Raw genomic sequence first — 14010 nt, forward strand, 5'->3', positions numbered from 1 at the left:
CCGGCAAGAGATGAAGGCCCAGGGATGCAAGTTCAGAGGTGAGAGCCCAGGGGGTAGCCCGGTCGCTGCTCCTTCCAGAACGGGCCCTCACAGCACTTTGGGCAAATTGGTCCCCAGCACGTACAGGCCCATCAGCACCAGGAAGATGGCAAAGCCTCTACGCAGCGCCTCGTTCGAGACCTTTTTGCCGATGACGCTGCCCAGGAAGCTGCCCGCTACGCCGATGGCGGTAAAGGTGCCAATCAGGGTCCAGTCCATATTCTCCAGGCCCAGCAGGTGGGCGTACTTGTAAAAGCCCGCAAAGCTCTTGGCGGCGATAATCAGCAGGCTGGTGCCCACAGCCAGGCTCATGGGCAGGCCGCCCAGCAGCACCAGGGCCGGGATAATCAGGAAGCCGCCGCCCACGCCCACCAGACCCGTCAGGATACCTACGCCCAGGCCCTCGGCCCCGATTTTGAGCGGGGAGCGCTCGTGCGTGTCGCCCTCTGGGTCAGCGGGTTTGGGGCGGAACATCATCACGGCGGCCAGAATCATCACGGCGGCAAACAGCATCAGTTGCACCGCGCCGCTGAGATAGCTGCTCAGGGCCGCGCCCGCATAGGTGCCCAGCACGCCGGGGATACCGAATAGCACCACACTGCGCCAGTCCACCTGCTTGGAGCGGATGTACGGAATGGCCCCGAATAGGCTAATCCCACCCACGATGGCGAGACTCTGAGCAATCGCCAGCTTTTCTTCTACCCCGGCCAGGTATACCAGCACGGGCACTGTCAGGATGGAGCCGCCCGAACCCAGCAGGCCCAGGCTCAGGCCAATCAGCAGGGCACCAATCCAGGCCAGCGGCGTCATGCGTTCACCCGTTCCAGCAGCACAAAGGTAAAGGGCTGCATGGCCCCGCTTGGCGTGACATGCTCATGCCTCAGCTCCTGGCGGAGAACAAAGCTGGGAGCAAAGGTGGCGGCCAGTTCGGCGGCGCTGTAGCGCTGCACAGGGAGGCCGCTGCACTTCTGCGGGCCGTCAGGGGCAAAAGTGGCGATGATGGCGTACCCGCCGATCTGCACAGCGGCGGCAGCCTGCGCTACGTAGCGCTGCTGGCCTGTCCCATCAGTCAGAAAGTGAAAGACGGCGCGGTCATGCCACACGGCGAACTCTGCCGCGCCCAGCAGAGCGCTCAGCACGTTGCCCACCTGCCAGGTAACGGCGTCGGCCCGTGCTCCTAAGCGCTCCCGCGTGAGTTCCAGCGCCCGCGCAGAGAGGTCCAGCACCTGCACCTTCAGCCCGCGTTCCAGCAGGCCATCAGGCAGGGCCGAAGCCCCCGCGCCCACGTCCAGCACCCGCTCGCCTGCGGGCAGATTCAGCGAGTCAATCAATTCCAGCGACAGCTGGGGCGTGGGCTGATACCAACTGACCCCGGTGGGGTCCCCTTCCTGGTAGACCCCTTCCCAGTGGGCCTGAAGGCTGCCGCGCCGTTCAGCTTCGTATTCCCTTTCACTCACTCCGTTCGGAAAAATAGCTTGGTTATCCAAACTATTTTTCAAAGTCGTATCAGTCACGTTCAACCTGCTCAGGTTGCTGCTTTTCCCAGTTCTCGAAGCCACCGGCGATTTCCAGCACCTCGAAGCCTTCGCTGCCCAGGAAGCTGGCGGCGGCGGCGCTGCGTGCTCCGCTCTGGCAGTGCACGATGATGGGGCGGTCTTTGGGTAGTTCGTCCAGCTTCCAGGCGACGCGGCCCGCGTGCAGTTGGGTGGCCCCAGGGATGTGGCCGCCCTTGTACTCAGTCTTGTTACGCACGTCCAGAATCAGGGCACCCTCATGCTGCGCCACTTTGGCGGGCTGAATGGGCGGCACCGCTTTGGTGTCCAGGCCGTCCACGCTCTTCACGAAGCCCACCACGTTGTCGAGGCCCACCATCCACAGGCGGCGGCGCAGGTCTTCGGCCTGCTCGGCATCTTGCGCCAGCAGCAGATAGTCACGGTCTTCGGGGCGCAGCAGCCAGCCCGCCCAGGTTTCCAGCTTGTTCGGGGTCGGCAGGTTGATGCTGTACTGCGGCGCGGCGGCGTGGTACGCCTCTTTGGAGCGGGGGTCAATCAACATCACGCCCGCCTCCATCTTGGCGTTGGCTTCGGCGGCGCTCAGCTCGGGCAGCGGGGCGACTTCGCCCAGCACCGCCATGCCGTCGCGGTTCTGGGTTTTCATGCGCCCGTAGTACAGCGGCGCGTCGGGCTGACCGCTTAGCAGCTCGTCAGTAAAGCCCTGCTCGTCGTCGTTCTTGACATATTTGCCCCACCACGACAGGTCAGTTTCATAGCCCACCGTGGTGCTCGGCACGGCCCCCAGCGACTTGCCGCAGGCGCTGCCCGAGCCGTGCGCGGGCCACACCTGCACGTAAGCAGGCAGGTTCACGAACTGCGTTTTCAGGCTGTGGAACATGTCCTTGGCCCCTTTGAAGCGGGTGTCCTGACCGCCTGCGGCTTCGTCAAGCAGGTCAGGGCGGCCAATGTCACCGACAAATACGAAATCACCAGTGAAGTACATGACGGGTTCAGGACCACGGGGGGTATCGCTCACCAAGAAACTGATGCTCTCGGGGGTATGGCCGGGGGTATGGCGCACTTCCACCTTCACGTTGCCTACCATAAAGGTGTCACCGTGCTTGAGCTTCTGCATGTTGGGAGTGCTGTAGGTGTACTCCCAGCCTTCGCCGCCTTCGTCCGACACCAGAAATTGTGCCTCAGTTGCCAGCGCCAGCTCACGCCCGCCCGACAGATAGTCGGCGTGGATGTGGGTTTCGGTGACGTGCGTCACGCGCAGTTTTTGGGCCTGTGCCTCGTCCAGATAGGTCTGAATGTCGCGGATGGGGTCAATTACCAGGCACTCGCCGGTCTTCTGACAGCCCACCATGTAGCTGGCCTGGGCCAAATCTTCATCGTAAAAGCGTTTAAAGAACATCGTCGGTTTCTCCTTGGGGGTGAATGAGGGGAAGGGGAAGGGCGGCCATACCCAGAGGGATGCTCAGCCACCGCTGATGTCTGGAAGATTAAACCCCCAGGGGGTATAGTGTCAAGTAGGGATGGGGGGTATAAAAGATATTGAATTTTGCGATAGGTGGCCCTGCCTCCCAGGTGGCCTTCCTGGTTTCGGTTGCAGAAGTGCGCCAAAGGAAAACAACTGCTATGAACATCAAAACTGCCCTGTTTGCCCTGCCTGCTTTGCTGGGGCTGAATGCCTGTGCCCCCGCTGCTGAAGCGGCTTACCAGACGGTAGATGTGGCTGCGCTGCACGCCGCACAGGCCGCTGGCTCCTATGTGCTGGATGTGCGTACCCCCGCCGAGTATGCCGAGGGGCATATTGAGGGCGCGACGTTGATTCCCTTGCAGGAACTGAACACGCGCACCGCCGAACTCCCCAAAGACCGCGACATTTACGTGATTTGCCGCAGTGGCAACCGCAGCGCCCAGGCCAGCGAACTGCTGACAGGCGCGGGCTTTGAACGAATTATCAACGTGGCGGGCGGCATGGGGGCCTGGCAAGCCGCAGGCTACCCAGTGGTGCGCCCATGACGGGGGCCAAGCGAGGAGGGGGTGGGGGTATCGCTGAAGCGGCAGCTCCAGTAACCCCACTGCCCCTATCCGACACCGACAAGAAGGTGCTGGCCCGCCTCAAACGCATTGAGGGCCAGGTACGCGGGTTGCAGCGCATGATTGAAGAAGGCCGCGACTGCCACGAGGTGCTGACCCAGTTTTCAGGGGTCCGCAGTGCGCTCGACTCGGCGGGCGAAGTGGTGCTGGAACAGTACGCCAGCGGCTGCCGCGCCCGCCCCGGCGAGCCGGTCACGCCCTCGGACGTGGTGCGGGCGGTCAAACTGCTGCGTGGGTGAGAGAGTGCTTATCATGCTGCCATGACCGTGCACAATCCATTTGATGGCGGGGCCGAAGCTCAGCGGTACGCCGCAGGCCGTCCCTATTTTCATCCAGCAGTGCTGGAACGGTTACGGCCTTTGCTGAACGGCCATACTCTGGGCGCAGACGTGGCCTGTGGCACGGGACTCTCTAGCCTGGCGCTGGCGGAACTGGTGAATGAAGTGCGAGCCTTCGACAGTTCGGAAGCGATGCTGACACAGGCTCCGGCGCATACGCGCATTGCTTTTGCTCAGGCACCGGCGGAATCGTTGCCACTCCCGGACCATTGCCTGGATGTGCTGACGGTCTCGCAGGCGTTTCACTGGTTTGACCGCGCCGCTTTCCTGCCCGAAGTCCAGCGCACCCTGAAGTCTGAAGGGGTGCTGTTCCTCTATGACTGCTATTTCTTGGGAGAAATGCCGCAGCAGCCGGATTTTGGCGGGTTTGCGGAAGCTTATTTCGGGCGCTATCCCACCCCCCCGCGCCACCGGGAGCCGTTCGGAAGCAGTGAGGCAGCCCAGGCAGGGTTCGGCTTCGAGGAAAACCACTTCCTGTTGGACTTGCCCTTCTCGCTGCCGGGACTAGTGGCTTATCTGCTGACCCATTCCAATACCCTGGCCGCCACCGCACGTGGTGAGCCGGAAGCCGAAATTCGTGCCTGGCTGACAGAGCAGCTTTCACACTTTTTCGTGTCGCCCGGAGCTGAAAGGGCCGTGCGGTTCCGCGCATGGTACGCAGCGCTCAGGCCGCTTCCGGTTTAGGGCAGGGCCATGACCTTTGACTACGGCGCGGCCATCCGTGAACGTATAGCGGCTGAGGTGGCCGAGCATGGCGAAGTGCCGCCACCGTGGGCGGCTTTTCCCTCTTATGGCCCTCACAGCCTGGGCTGGCGCATGGGCGACGGCGAACTGTACAGCGCGGCCTGGACCGTCTGGTCCGCATCACTGGACTGGTCGGAAGAACAGCGCCTGGCCTACCTGCGCCGTTCTCCCGCCCCCGCTGAGTGGCGTGAAACTGTAGCCTGCTTTCTATGGAACCTCGATGTTTACACCGACGCGGCTGAACTCGCTCAGGCGGTGGCCTGCGCCGAAGCTCTAGGGCTGTAGCTGCGACACCCGCTCCAGCTTGCCGCCCAGTCCATTGATACTGGCGGGCAGGCTGCTGAGAGGCACCGATGTTCCGCTGGCAATGTCTACGATGTCCACTACGCCGCTGCCTTTTCCCAGGTCCACCGTCAGACGCGTCCAGGTGCTGCGGGCGCTGCCTGGCTGCCCGATATAGTCGCGCCCGCCGATGCCGCCTGTCGCCAGGGCATTCACGCCGTTCCAACGGGCGGGATAGGCTGCTGCATGGTGACCGCTGACATGGGCCAGCGTCCGGGTGCTTTTGATGATGCGCGCCAGGGCCTGCGCGTCCGCTGGCCCGAGCACCTCGCCTGCCTTGTTTTTGCCGCTGCTCACCGCCGCCAGTGGCAAGTGACCCAGCACCAGCCGCGCCCCTGCTGCCTGCGCTTTGGCCGAGGCCAGTTGGGATTCCAGCCAGCCGAGGGTCGCGTCGCTCAGGTCAGCCTGCGGTGCGTCAATCGCTGCCACAAACAGGGTCTTGCCCGAGGCCGAGCGCAGGGTAAAGCTGTGGTTGAAGGGCCGCTGCGCCGTATCGGCCCAGTTCAGACCAGTGGGTTGCCGCTGCCAGTAGCGGGCCGCCTCGCGCCGGTCACGGGCCTGAGCAGCATCGTGGTTGCCCAGGGCAAAGCCAAAGGGCAGGCCCGCCTGCGCCAGTGGGGTCTGCACTTCGCGCCCGAACGCCGCCCACATCGCCCGAACTTGCGCGTCGTTCAGGCTGGCTTTTTGTCCCGCTATCAGGTCACCTGCCGACAGCACCGCGTCGGGCTGCCAGGCCACAATTTGCCGCAGCGCGGGGGCCAGCTCGGCGGGGTAGGTGGTGGCCCCATACGGGCCGTTGATGTCGCTGAGCAGCGCCAGCCTAAGCGTATCGGCTCCCGCCTGTGCGGCCTGTGCGGCGGTGGCGGCCAGAAGGCAAACGAGGGCCAGCAGGGTCAGTAAAGGGGGGCGGCGCATGCCTCCATGACAGCACACCCCGTTCAGCGCCGCGTCATTCCAAGGGCGGCTGCACCACTCATTATCTATGCCTGACACCGCTTTACTACACTGACCCCTATGACCCAAAACAATGATGACCGTATCTCGGTGGTGCCTGAAATCAGCCCCGCAGGCAACGAACTGCCGCGCACCGGGCAGCAGCCGGAGCATGCCGGTTCCGAGGCCGCGCAGGGACCCGCGCCCGTGGTGGTCGGGCAGGGCAACGTGGACCTGGACCTGGCGGGACAACCTGAAGCCCTCAGCGCCGCCGAAGTGGCGGCCATGACGGGCGGTGAGCAAGCCGTAGCGGCCAATCAGGCTCTCGACGCCGCCGAAGGGCGCGAGGATAAGACCCAGAGCTAAAGTGCCCTGACAGGTGCAACAAAAAATCCCCGCGAGTAGGCGGGGACTTTTACTTTGGTGGGTCGTGTAGGAATCGAACCTACAACCCGCTGATTAAGAGTCAGCTGCTCTGCCAATTGAGCTAACGACCCGTTAGCCCAAGTACGATAGCTCTAAGCCCTCAGTCTGTCAAGGCCGTTTCAGCTTTCGCCGCCCAGTTCCTCGGCCACCTCGGCTTCGGCTCCGGCCTTCAGGCGTGCGCCGGGGGGCACCTGGAGGTTAGGGCTGAGGGTAGCGCCGGCTTCCACCTGTGCGCCGGCCCCGACCACGCACAGCCGGGCGTTGACCGACTGGCCGCCCACTACGGCTTTCTCACCCACTTCCGCGTCCCGGTCCACGATGGCGCGGCTCACCTGTGCGCCAGCCCGAATCACAGCGCCGGCCTGCACGATGGAGTCACGGACCTCGGCCCCTTTTTCCACCACTGCGCCGGGACCGATCAGGCTGCGGACCACGGTACCGGAGATATCGGCCCCACCACATACGAACGACTCGTTGATGGTGCCTGCCGGGCGGATGCGGGTGGGCGGCCGGGTGATGGACGACGTGATGAAGGGCCAGTTGGGGTCGTCCAGCTCCAGGCCGATGCCGTCCAGGAAGTCGCGGTGGGCCTGATGGTAGGCGTCTAGCGTACCCACATCCAGCCAGTACCCCTCAAGGGGATAGGTGTAGGCGTCGCCGCGCTCCACCAGGCGGGGCAGCAGGTGCTCGCCGTAATCGCCCAGCTGGCCTTCTTCCTCCAGGGTGCACAGGGTGGACAGCAGCAGGTCGGCGTCGTACACGAACACTTCGCAGGCCACGGTGCGGCCCAGCGGCTCATCCGGCTTGTAGGCAAACTCGGTCACCTTGCCCTGTGCACCGGTCTTCACATTGCTGAAGCGGGTGGCCTCGCTCGGGTCGGCAATGTCGGTGGTCACCATCGTGACGCTGGCTCCAGTCTGCAGATGCTGCTCAATGACGGGAGCATAGTCCAGCTTGTAGATGTGGTCGGCGCTCAGCACCAGGACCACTTCGGCACCCGATGCCCGAATCAGGTCGGTGTGTAGCGCCAGGGCGTGGGCGTTGCCTTCGGCGAAGCCGCCGTCATCGTCCTGGGGACCGGAGAAAGGAGGCATGACTTCCAGGCCGCCGCGGGTGCGGTCCAGGTCCCAGGGACGGCCACCAGCCAGGTGAGTGTTCAGGCTGTGTGGCAGGTACTGCTCAATAATCCACACGTCCTGCAGGCCGCTGTGGACCACATTAGACAGTGAGAAATCGATCAGGCGGTAGGTGCCCAGAAACGGCACCGCCGGCTTGGCCACCTGGTCGGTCAGGGGAGCCAGGCGGCTGCCCTTTCCACCGGCCAAGATAATGGTCAGTACTTTTTTGCCGGCAATTCTGGTGTTCATGGCCTGCCATTGTGCCGGCTGGGCTGCTGCGGCCGGTGAAGTGGGGTTCACCGGCAGTTGATGTTGACCCGGGGCAGGGTTCTCGGTCCCCCCCCGGAGAATAAAGAGCGAGTCATCACCCTGATGGCCCAACTCATACCCCGCTATTATGCTGTGAACATGAACACGGCACGCCATTTCAGTGATACACGGACGGAGGAGGGGCGCGTGAGATTCCTGCTGTCTGACCGCTGTGTGCAGCTGGTGGCCGAGGGGCCCGGCTGGCAGCACTGCAGCGAGCACGGCTCCCTGCACGAAGCCACGCAGCTGCTGGCCTTCTTGCCGCAGGTGCCGCAGCAGCTGTATGAGGAAAGCCTGCACGATCTGCAGCGCCGCTTGGCTCTGGAGCGGGCTGCCTGAGCCGGGCGGCCGGGGCTGGGCTACCCAGGCCGCCCATGTCTGATAAACTTTTCGGAGCGCGGCCTGCCCCGGCCTGCTGGGTTCCGACCAGAGCCCATGTTTTCTGCCCGGTGGCGGAGCGATTCCTGAGAACGGAGGCCAGCCCTGTTGGCCCCGAACCTGCCCGGATATTTTCCTGCTGACAAAGCTGTCCGGGCACCGGTCCAGCGGCATGCAGCGCTGCGGACTGGGCGGCAGACGGACCTGCGCGAGCGCCAAGCAGCACCGGGAACAGTGCTGGGCGGTGCGTTGACGGACCAGCCCCAACTTAGGGGCTGAGCTACAGTTTTTTTTGGATTCTCGTGATAAGGATAGAAGGCTATGTCTAGAGTGTGCTATTTGACCGGTAAGAAGAATATGGTGGTGAATTCGGTGGTCCGCCGTGGTAAGGCCCGTGCGGCTGGCGGTGTGGGTCGCAAGACCACCGGCATCACCAAGCGTGTGCAGAAGCCCAACCTGCAGAAAAAGACCATTCTCGAAGGCGGCGAAGCCCGTCAGGTCTGGCTGAGTGCCAAGGCCATTCGCATGCTGAACCGTGGCCCTGTGAACGGTATCGAACTCGTCTGAGGCTTTTTCTCTGGCTGTACCCCAGGCCGTGACGGGACACCCACCCGAAACGGCCTAAACTTTACTCCTTATTGATATGTGATAATCAATTACTATGAAGCGTTTTTTCCTCTTATCTCTAGTGGTCCTGCCAGGTCTCGGCCTGGTAGCCTGCGCGCCGGACGCTGCTGTATCTGCGTCCGGGTCTTCCAGCTCTCAGGTGACTTCGCCCATAGCGGCTACGGACCAGGCCACTTCTCCTTCCGGCCCCACTGTTGCCGAGGGGAGGCCGCTGTCGGTGGTTGCCACCACATCGGTGATTGGGGAGTTCGTGCGGGCGGTGGGCGGAGACCGCGTTACCGTGCAGGAGCTGGTGCTGGCCGGCGGCGACGCCCACACCTTTGCTCCTAGCCCGCAGAGCGTGCGGACGCTGGCCGGCAGTCAGGCTCTGTTCGCCAACGGGGCCGGCCTGGAAAGCTGGCTGGACCAGGCCACTGCCTCCGCGCCCGAGGTGCCAGTGGTCCACCTGGCCGACACGCTACCGCTGCGCGTTGCCGGTGAGGCGGGTGGTGCCCCCTCGCAGGAAACCGGGGCGGCGCAGGCTTCTGCCGCTGGTACACAGGCACATACGGCCGATGACCATACCGGCCACGACCACGGCGACTTCGACCCGCACGCCTGGTGGGACGCTGACCTGGCCGCGGGCTACCTGGACGGCATAGCGGCCGAGCTGAGCCGGCTGGACCCTGCCGGCGCGGAGGCTTACCGGCAGAATGCCCAGGCTTACGCCGCGCAGGTGCGCGAGGTGGACGAGTACGGCAAAGCGCAGTTCGCGGCCATTCCCGCTGGTCAGCGCCGGGTGGTCACGTCGCACGACAGCCTGAACTATTTTGCCAGGCGCTACGGGCTGGAAACGGTGGGTGCGGTGATTCCCGGCCTGAGCACCGAGCGTGAACCCAGCGCCCAGGAACTGGCCGTGCTGGCCGCGCTGATGCGCGAGCGGGGCGTGCGCGTCATCCTGACCGAGAACGTGGTGAACGACCGCCTGGCCCAGGCGCTGGCGAAGGAAACCGGCGCGGTGGTGGCCCCGCCGGTATATACCGACGCCCTTGGCCCCGCCGGCAGCCCCGGCGCAACCTATCTGGGAGCTTTGCGGCATAACATAGACACCGTTGCTGCCGCCCTGCGTGAAGCGGGGCAGTAAGGCGGCTGAGCCATGACCCACCTTTCCTGCGACCCCCACTGCTATCAGCCCGGTGCTCTGCATGCGCGCAGCCTCAGCGTGCGTTACGGCGGCCATACGGCGCTGCAAGGGGCGAGCGCTTCGTTCCGGCTGGGCGAGTTCAGCGCGGTTATCGGACCGAACGGGGCCGGCAAGAGCACCCTGCTCAAGGCGCTGCTGGGCCTGGTGCCGCTGAGCGGGGGAGCTGTGGACTACGGTGGCAGCGCGGAGGTGCAGCCGCACACCGCTTATGTGCCGCAGGGGCAGACGCTGGACTGGGCCTTTCCGGTCACGGTGTGGGACGTGGCCATGATGGGCCGTACCGGCCGGCTGGGCTGGTGGCGCCGCCCTGGCCCCGCCGACCGCGCCCGCGCCGAGCAGGCCCTGCGCCAGACCGAGCTGTGGGAGCTGCGCGGCCGTCATATTGCCGAGCTGAGCGGCGGCCAACGCCAGCGCGCCCTGCTAGCCCGCATGCTGGTGCGCGACGCCGCCGTACTGCTGCTGGACGAACCGCTGACCGGCGTGGACACCACCACCTCGCAGAGCATCCTGGCATTGCTGCGTGCTCAGGCCGACGCGGGCCGCGCCGTGGTGATGGTCACCCACGACCTGGAACAGGCCGCGCAGTGGTGTGACCAGCTGGTACTGGTCAACCGGCAGGTGGTGGCCGCCGGCACGCCGCAGCAGGTCTATACCCCCGCGAACATCGAAGCCACTTTCAGTGTGAGCCCCCTGGGCAGCGCTGATGGGAGAGCCTGAGCCATGTTCGACTGGCTGACTGATCCCCTTGCCTTCGGGTTCTTCGTGCGTGCCCTGGCCGCCCTGAGCCTGGTCAGCGTGCTGTGCGCAGTGGTGGGCAGCTGGGTGGTGCTGCGTGGCCTGAGCTACGTGGGCGACGCCATGAGCCACGCGGTGTTGCCGGGTATCGTGGGGGCGTTTCTGGCCGGGGGCAACGTGCTGGTGGGCGCGGTGCTGGCGGCCGTGCTGGCTGCGCTGGGCATGAACACCATCCAGGCCCGCTCCGGGCTCAAGCAGGACAGCGCCACCTACATCGTGTTCGTGGGGATGTTCGCGCTGGGCATCGTGCTGCTGTCGCGCACCCCCACCTTTACCAGCGACCTGAGTCACTTCCTGATTGGCAATCCACTGGGTGTCACGCCAGCCGACCTGTGGGTCACGGCCGCAGCGGCGTTGGGCGTAGGGGGGCTGCTGCTGGGCCTGCAAAAGGAATTGCTGCTGGCCTCGTTCGACCCTACCGAGGCGCGTGCCATCGGGCTGCCGGTGCAGCGGCTGGAGCAGCTGCTGCTGGTGCTGATCGGGCTGGTGGTGGTGCTGGTCATCGGGCTGGTGGGCACCACCCTCAGCGTCAGCCTGCTGATTACCGGCGCGGCGGCGGCGCGGCTGTATGCCCGCAGCCTGAGGCAGATGATGCTGTTCGCGGCACTGTTCGGCGTGCTGGGCGGCGCGGTAGGGCTTTACCTCAGCTATTACCTGGGCACGGCGGCCGGGGCCACGGTGGTGCTGGTCAACACGGTGATGTTCGTGCTGCTGCTGGCCTGTAGCCGGGAGCTGGGGCAGACCCGGCGCGGCTAGGGCTAGGCTGCACTGCCTGCTGCGCTGCCCGCTACACTGGGAGTAGCCATGTCCACATCTACACAGGCGGCTCTCCAGCTCCGTTTCCTCGGCCACAGCGCTTTTTTGCTGCAGACCGCGCAGCACCGGGTGCTGATCGACCCCTTTCTGGAAGGGCCGACCTGCCCTGTCACGCTGGAGGAGGCGCTGGAATGGCCGCTGGACGCCGTGCTGATCAGCCACGCGCACGGCGACCACTGGGGGAACGCGCTGGACTTCGGGCGCAAAGGTGTGCCCATCATCGCCGCCTTCGAGATTGGCGAGTACGCTCAAGCCCATGGTGCGGCGGCCATTCCGGCTGGCATCGGTGGCACGGTGCGCGGCGAATGGGGCAGTGTGACGCTGACCCCGGCCTTTCATTCCAGCTCGTTTCCTGACGGCACCTACGGCGGGATGCCCTGTGGCCTCGTCGTGGAGATGGGTGGCATGACCGTCTACCACGCAGGCGACACCTGCGCGTTTTCGGACATGGCCCTGATTGGCGAGCGCGGCCTGGACGCCGCACTGCTGCCGGTGGGCGGGTACTTCACGATGGGCCCCGCCGAGGCGGCCCGCTGCCTTGAGTGGCTGAACCCCCGGGTGGCCGTGCCGATGCATCACGGCACCTTTCCGCCGCTGACCGGTGACCCACAGGAATTTGCCCGCCTGGGCCGTGCAAAAGGCGTGGACGTGCAGGTGCTGGCCCCCGGCGCGGTGCTGGACCTTGCCCGCTGACCCCGCAGCATGAGCCGGGGCCTGAGCGTGGCCTGCCCGCACTGCGCGGCAGAGGTGGCCGTGGAATACGCCGACCGCCTGATCTACGACCTGCACTGCCCGCACTGTGAGCAGCCCTTTTGCCTGTTCGTGCGCCGCCAGAAATTCGAGGTGCTGTTCGAGCTGGGTACCGAAGCGCTGCTGGCCGGCTACGCCCGCGAGGCCGTGTCCAGCTTTGCGGCGGCGCTGGAACGCTGCTTTGAATTCTACGTGCGGGCTTACGCGCTGGAGCGGGCCGCCGGACAGGGCCTCAGTCTGGAGGAAGCCCATGCCGCACTGGAAACCACCTGGAAACTGGTGGAGCGTCAGAGCGAGCGGCAAGTGGGGATGTTGGCGCTCGCTTACCTGCTGCGCGAGGGCCGTGTGCCGGATTTCCTGAAGCCCCAGGCGCTGGGCAGCGAGTTTCGCAATGGCGTGATTCACCGCGGCGCTCTGCCCCGCCGCGAGGAGGTCGAGGACTACGCCGCGCAGGTGTTCGAGGTGATGGACCGCCTGCTGCGTGAGCTGGGCGAGGCGACCCTACAGGTGCAGGCGCTCGACGAGCTGGAGTTCGCCCGGCACTTCGCGGCCCTGCCGCCGGGCACGCCTGCGGTCGCCCAGGAGCATCCAGGGCTGTTCCGGGCGCGGATGTATGGGCGCTTTCAGGCAGGTGCCGGTGAGAATACCTGGCTGCCGGACTCGCCGGCCGGCCCGCTCCCCGACTCCAAAACGTCCGGGGCAGCCGCCCAGGACGCGGCCCGCGCCGCCTTCCGCGCTCCGCTGAACCGCACTCCCGCCGAGGTGTTCCGGGCAGCCCTGAGGGAGAGCCGCACCGGCGCCGTTCGCCCTGGAGAGACCGGGGAGACTGAGGACCCTGGCGTCTGACCCGAGAGAACACCCGCCCACCTGTCGGGAACATGGTGGGCGGGCGCAGCTCCACCCTCAGAGCAGTTTGCGGCCTTCCAACTCGGCGTGCAGCTGGAGATAGCGCAGCCAGCCGCGCACGCTCAGCGGCCCCAGGCCGTTGTGCGGCACCTTGTCGTTCAGGCGGGGCGGGTTTTCATGCAGGGTGTGGGCCAGCTCGGCAGTGCGGCGGCGCTGCTCGGCGAACATCCCGGCCAGTTCGGTCATGGACTTGTCGCGGGGTGGCTTGTAGTCGTGGTGCTCGTCCATCACCCAGGGGCGCAGCAGCACGGCGCTCTGCAGGCGGGCACGGCCCCAGCGCTCAATCCCGATGATGTGCCGCAGCAGTTCGCGGTTGCGCTCGGTGTCGCTGGCACTGGCCGCCCGCGCGGCAATGCGTTCACCGCTGCTGCTCAGGGCTTCTTCCAGGCTCAGGAAGCTTTTGCCCTCAGCCGGTTGCTCAATCAGGCGGCGCACTGCCAGGCCGGTCATCTCTGCCTTGCGGTTGCGGGCCAGCCACACGGCTCCGGCCACCGCCGCGCCGGTCAGCAGCAGCGGCAGCCAGGGGAAACCGCTGCCCTCCTCCTCCCAGGTGTCAGCCCAGTCGTCGGCGTGCTCTGTGGCGTCGTCCATCCAGTGGCTCAGGGCTTCGGGCAGGTCAGTGGTCCAGGACATAGGAAGATTGTAGGGCAGGGATTTTGACGGAAGCCTCACAAGCTATGAGAACGGTGTCGCCCCCAAGCGGGTGT

18 protein-coding genes and 1 tRNA gene are annotated in these 14010 nt (G+C 65.5%); 12 read left to right on the top strand and 7 right to left on the bottom strand.

The window, feature by feature from the left end; genetic code table 11:
- Positions 1–87: 87 nt before the first annotated feature.
- From DEIPR_RS00560 to DEIPR_RS00570, 3 genes are read right to left on the bottom strand one after another with little or no spacing between them, the layout of a single operon-like run.
- Complete coding sequence (locus DEIPR_RS00560; RefSeq protein ID WP_013613886.1) at positions 88–849, bottom strand: sulfite exporter TauE/SafE family protein; 762 nt, start codon at positions 847–849, stop codon at positions 88–90.
- The gene (locus tag DEIPR_RS00565; RefSeq protein WP_049775182.1) at positions 846–1496 is read right to left on the bottom strand and encodes a class I SAM-dependent methyltransferase; all 651 of its coding nucleotides are present in this window, start codon (positions 1494–1496) and stop codon (positions 846–848) included. Before DEIPR_RS00565 ends, DEIPR_RS00560 begins: the two co-directional genes overlap by 4 nt.
- 49 nt (positions 1497–1545) lie before the next feature.
- Positions 1546–2949 (bottom strand): MBL fold metallo-hydrolase, encoded by a 1404-nt coding sequence (locus DEIPR_RS00570; protein ID WP_013613888.1) that lies wholly within the window; start codon positions 2947–2949, stop codon positions 1546–1548.
- 224 nt (positions 2950–3173) lie between these two features.
- Between DEIPR_RS00570 and DEIPR_RS00575 the strand changes: the two genes are divergently transcribed.
- The 4 genes from DEIPR_RS00575 (at position 3174) to DEIPR_RS00590 (ending at position 5005) form a co-directional block, all read left to right on the top strand.
- The gene (locus DEIPR_RS00575) at positions 3174–3560 is read left to right on the top strand and encodes a rhodanese-like domain-containing protein (protein WP_013613889.1); all 387 of its coding nucleotides are present in this window, start codon (positions 3174–3176) and stop codon (positions 3558–3560) included.
- Positions 3557–3877: a metal-sensitive transcriptional regulator gene (locus tag DEIPR_RS00580; protein WP_013613890.1), complete on the top strand. Its 321-nt coding sequence runs from the start codon at positions 3557–3559 to the stop codon at positions 3875–3877. The genes DEIPR_RS00575 and DEIPR_RS00580 overlap by 4 nt, the downstream gene beginning before the upstream one ends.
- A 120-nt stretch (positions 3878–3997) precedes the next feature.
- Positions 3998–4660, top strand: a complete 663-nt coding sequence (locus tag DEIPR_RS00585; protein WP_245532703.1) for a class I SAM-dependent methyltransferase — start codon at positions 3998–4000, stop codon at positions 4658–4660.
- 9 nt (positions 4661–4669) lie between these two features.
- The gene (locus tag DEIPR_RS00590) at positions 4670–5005 is read left to right on the top strand and encodes a hypothetical protein (RefSeq protein WP_013613892.1); all 336 of its coding nucleotides are present in this window, start codon (positions 4670–4672) and stop codon (positions 5003–5005) included.
- On the opposite strand, the gene DEIPR_RS00595 is transcribed toward DEIPR_RS00590, so the two are convergent.
- Positions 4994–5977: a metallophosphoesterase family protein gene (locus tag DEIPR_RS00595; protein WP_013613893.1), complete on the bottom strand. Its 984-nt coding sequence runs from the start codon at positions 5975–5977 to the stop codon at positions 4994–4996. The two genes, DEIPR_RS00590 and DEIPR_RS00595, sit on opposite strands and share 12 nt — an antisense overlap.
- A gap of 99 nt (positions 5978–6076) precedes the next feature.
- Here DEIPR_RS00595 and DEIPR_RS00600 point away from each other — a divergent pair, with 99 nt between their 5' ends.
- Entirely contained in the window at positions 6077–6361 is a 285-nt protein-coding gene (locus tag DEIPR_RS00600) for a hypothetical protein (RefSeq protein WP_013613894.1), read from the top strand.
- Positions 6362–6416: 55 nt separating this feature from the next.
- Here the strand turns inward: DEIPR_RS00600 and DEIPR_RS00605 are convergent.
- Both DEIPR_RS00605 and DEIPR_RS00610 read right to left on the bottom strand, forming a co-directional pair.
- Positions 6417–6492 (bottom strand) — tRNA-Lys (locus DEIPR_RS00605).
- Positions 6493–6540: 48 nt separating this feature from the next.
- On the bottom strand, positions 6541–7788 hold the full coding sequence (locus tag DEIPR_RS00610) for a glucose-1-phosphate adenylyltransferase family protein (RefSeq protein ID WP_013613895.1): 1248 nt from the start codon (positions 7786–7788) through the stop codon (positions 6541–6543).
- Positions 7789–7947: 159 nt separating this feature from the next.
- Here DEIPR_RS00610 and DEIPR_RS00615 point away from each other — a divergent pair, with 159 nt between their 5' ends.
- From DEIPR_RS00615 to DEIPR_RS00645, 7 genes are all read left to right on the top strand, one after another.
- Entirely contained in the window at positions 7948–8187 is a 240-nt protein-coding gene (locus DEIPR_RS00615; RefSeq protein WP_041221873.1) for a hypothetical protein, read from the top strand.
- A 360-nt stretch (positions 8188–8547) separates the two neighbouring features.
- On the top strand, positions 8548–8793 hold the full coding sequence (gene rpmB / locus DEIPR_RS00620; RefSeq protein WP_013613897.1) for a 50S ribosomal protein L28: 246 nt from the start codon (positions 8548–8550) through the stop codon (positions 8791–8793).
- Between the two features lie 277 nt (positions 8794–9070).
- Positions 9071–9976, top strand: coding sequence for a metal ABC transporter substrate-binding protein (locus DEIPR_RS00625; protein WP_245532704.1), 906 nt, complete (start codon positions 9071–9073; stop codon positions 9974–9976).
- 12 nt (positions 9977–9988) lie between these two features.
- Positions 9989–10753 carry a manganese ABC transporter ATP-binding protein MntA gene (gene mntA, locus DEIPR_RS00630; protein WP_013613899.1) on the top strand — a complete coding sequence of 255 codons (765 nt, stop codon included), beginning with the start codon at positions 9989–9991 and terminating at the stop codon, positions 10751–10753.
- A 3-nt stretch (positions 10754–10756) separates the two neighbouring features.
- Positions 10757–11587 (top strand): manganese ABC transporter permease MntB, encoded by an 831-nt coding sequence (gene mntB, locus DEIPR_RS00635; protein WP_013613900.1) that lies wholly within the window; start codon positions 10757–10759, stop codon positions 11585–11587.
- Between the two features lie 48 nt (positions 11588–11635).
- Complete coding sequence (locus DEIPR_RS00640; protein WP_013613901.1) at positions 11636–12340, top strand: metal-dependent hydrolase; 705 nt, start codon at positions 11636–11638, stop codon at positions 12338–12340.
- A gap of 9 nt (positions 12341–12349) precedes the next feature.
- The gene (locus DEIPR_RS00645; protein ID WP_013613902.1) at positions 12350–13243 is read left to right on the top strand and encodes a hypothetical protein; all 894 of its coding nucleotides are present in this window, start codon (positions 12350–12352) and stop codon (positions 13241–13243) included.
- A gap of 57 nt (positions 13244–13300) precedes the next feature.
- Here DEIPR_RS00645 and DEIPR_RS00650 read toward each other — a convergent pair whose 3' ends face one another.
- Positions 13301–13936, bottom strand: a complete 636-nt coding sequence (locus tag DEIPR_RS00650; RefSeq protein ID WP_013613903.1) for a hypothetical protein — start codon at positions 13934–13936, stop codon at positions 13301–13303.
- Between the last annotated feature and the right edge of the window lie 74 nt (positions 13937–14010).

Source organism: Deinococcus proteolyticus MRP (assembly GCF_000190555.1).
Classification (GTDB): Bacteria; Deinococcota; Deinococci; order Deinococcales; family Deinococcaceae; genus Deinococcus; species Deinococcus proteolyticus.

What these genes read in the sequence shown, in the direction of transcription:
- DEIPR_RS00595 (WP_013613893.1), bottom strand. Translation starts at nt 5,977, where the DNA reads ATGCGCCGCCCCCCTTTACTGACCCTGCTGGCCCTCGTTTGCCTTCTG.
- DEIPR_RS00610 (WP_013613895.1), bottom strand. Translation starts at nt 7,788, where the DNA reads ATGAACACCAGAATTGCCGGCAAAAAAGTACTGACCATTATCTTGGCC.
- DEIPR_RS00645 (WP_013613902.1), top strand. Translation starts at nt 12,350, where the DNA reads ATGAGCCGGGGCCTGAGCGTGGCCTGCCCGCACTGCGCGGCAGAGGTG.
- DEIPR_RS00600 (WP_013613894.1), top strand. Translation starts at nt 6,077, where the DNA reads ATGACCCAAAACAATGATGACCGTATCTCGGTGGTGCCTGAAATCAGC.
- DEIPR_RS00640 (WP_013613901.1), top strand. Translation starts at nt 11,636, where the DNA reads ATGTCCACATCTACACAGGCGGCTCTCCAGCTCCGTTTCCTCGGCCAC.
- mntB (WP_013613900.1), top strand. Translation starts at nt 10,757, where the DNA reads ATGTTCGACTGGCTGACTGATCCCCTTGCCTTCGGGTTCTTCGTGCGT.
- DEIPR_RS00575 (WP_013613889.1), top strand. Translation starts at nt 3,174, where the DNA reads ATGAACATCAAAACTGCCCTGTTTGCCCTGCCTGCTTTGCTGGGGCTG.
- mntA (WP_013613899.1), top strand. Translation starts at nt 9,989, where the DNA reads ATGACCCACCTTTCCTGCGACCCCCACTGCTATCAGCCCGGTGCTCTG.
- rpmB (WP_013613897.1), top strand. Translation starts at nt 8,548, where the DNA reads ATGTCTAGAGTGTGCTATTTGACCGGTAAGAAGAATATGGTGGTGAAT.
- DEIPR_RS00650 (WP_013613903.1), bottom strand. Translation starts at nt 13,936, where the DNA reads ATGTCCTGGACCACTGACCTGCCCGAAGCCCTGAGCCACTGGATGGAC.
- DEIPR_RS00590 (WP_013613892.1), top strand. Translation starts at nt 4,670, where the DNA reads ATGACCTTTGACTACGGCGCGGCCATCCGTGAACGTATAGCGGCTGAG.
- DEIPR_RS00580 (WP_013613890.1), top strand. Translation starts at nt 3,557, where the DNA reads ATGACGGGGGCCAAGCGAGGAGGGGGTGGGGGTATCGCTGAAGCGGCA.
- DEIPR_RS00560 (WP_013613886.1), bottom strand. Translation starts at nt 849, where the DNA reads ATGACGCCGCTGGCCTGGATTGGTGCCCTGCTGATTGGCCTGAGCCTG.
- DEIPR_RS00615 (WP_041221873.1), top strand. Translation starts at nt 7,948, where the DNA reads ATGAACACGGCACGCCATTTCAGTGATACACGGACGGAGGAGGGGCGC.
- DEIPR_RS00570 (WP_013613888.1), bottom strand. Translation starts at nt 2,949, where the DNA reads ATGTTCTTTAAACGCTTTTACGATGAAGATTTGGCCCAGGCCAGCTAC.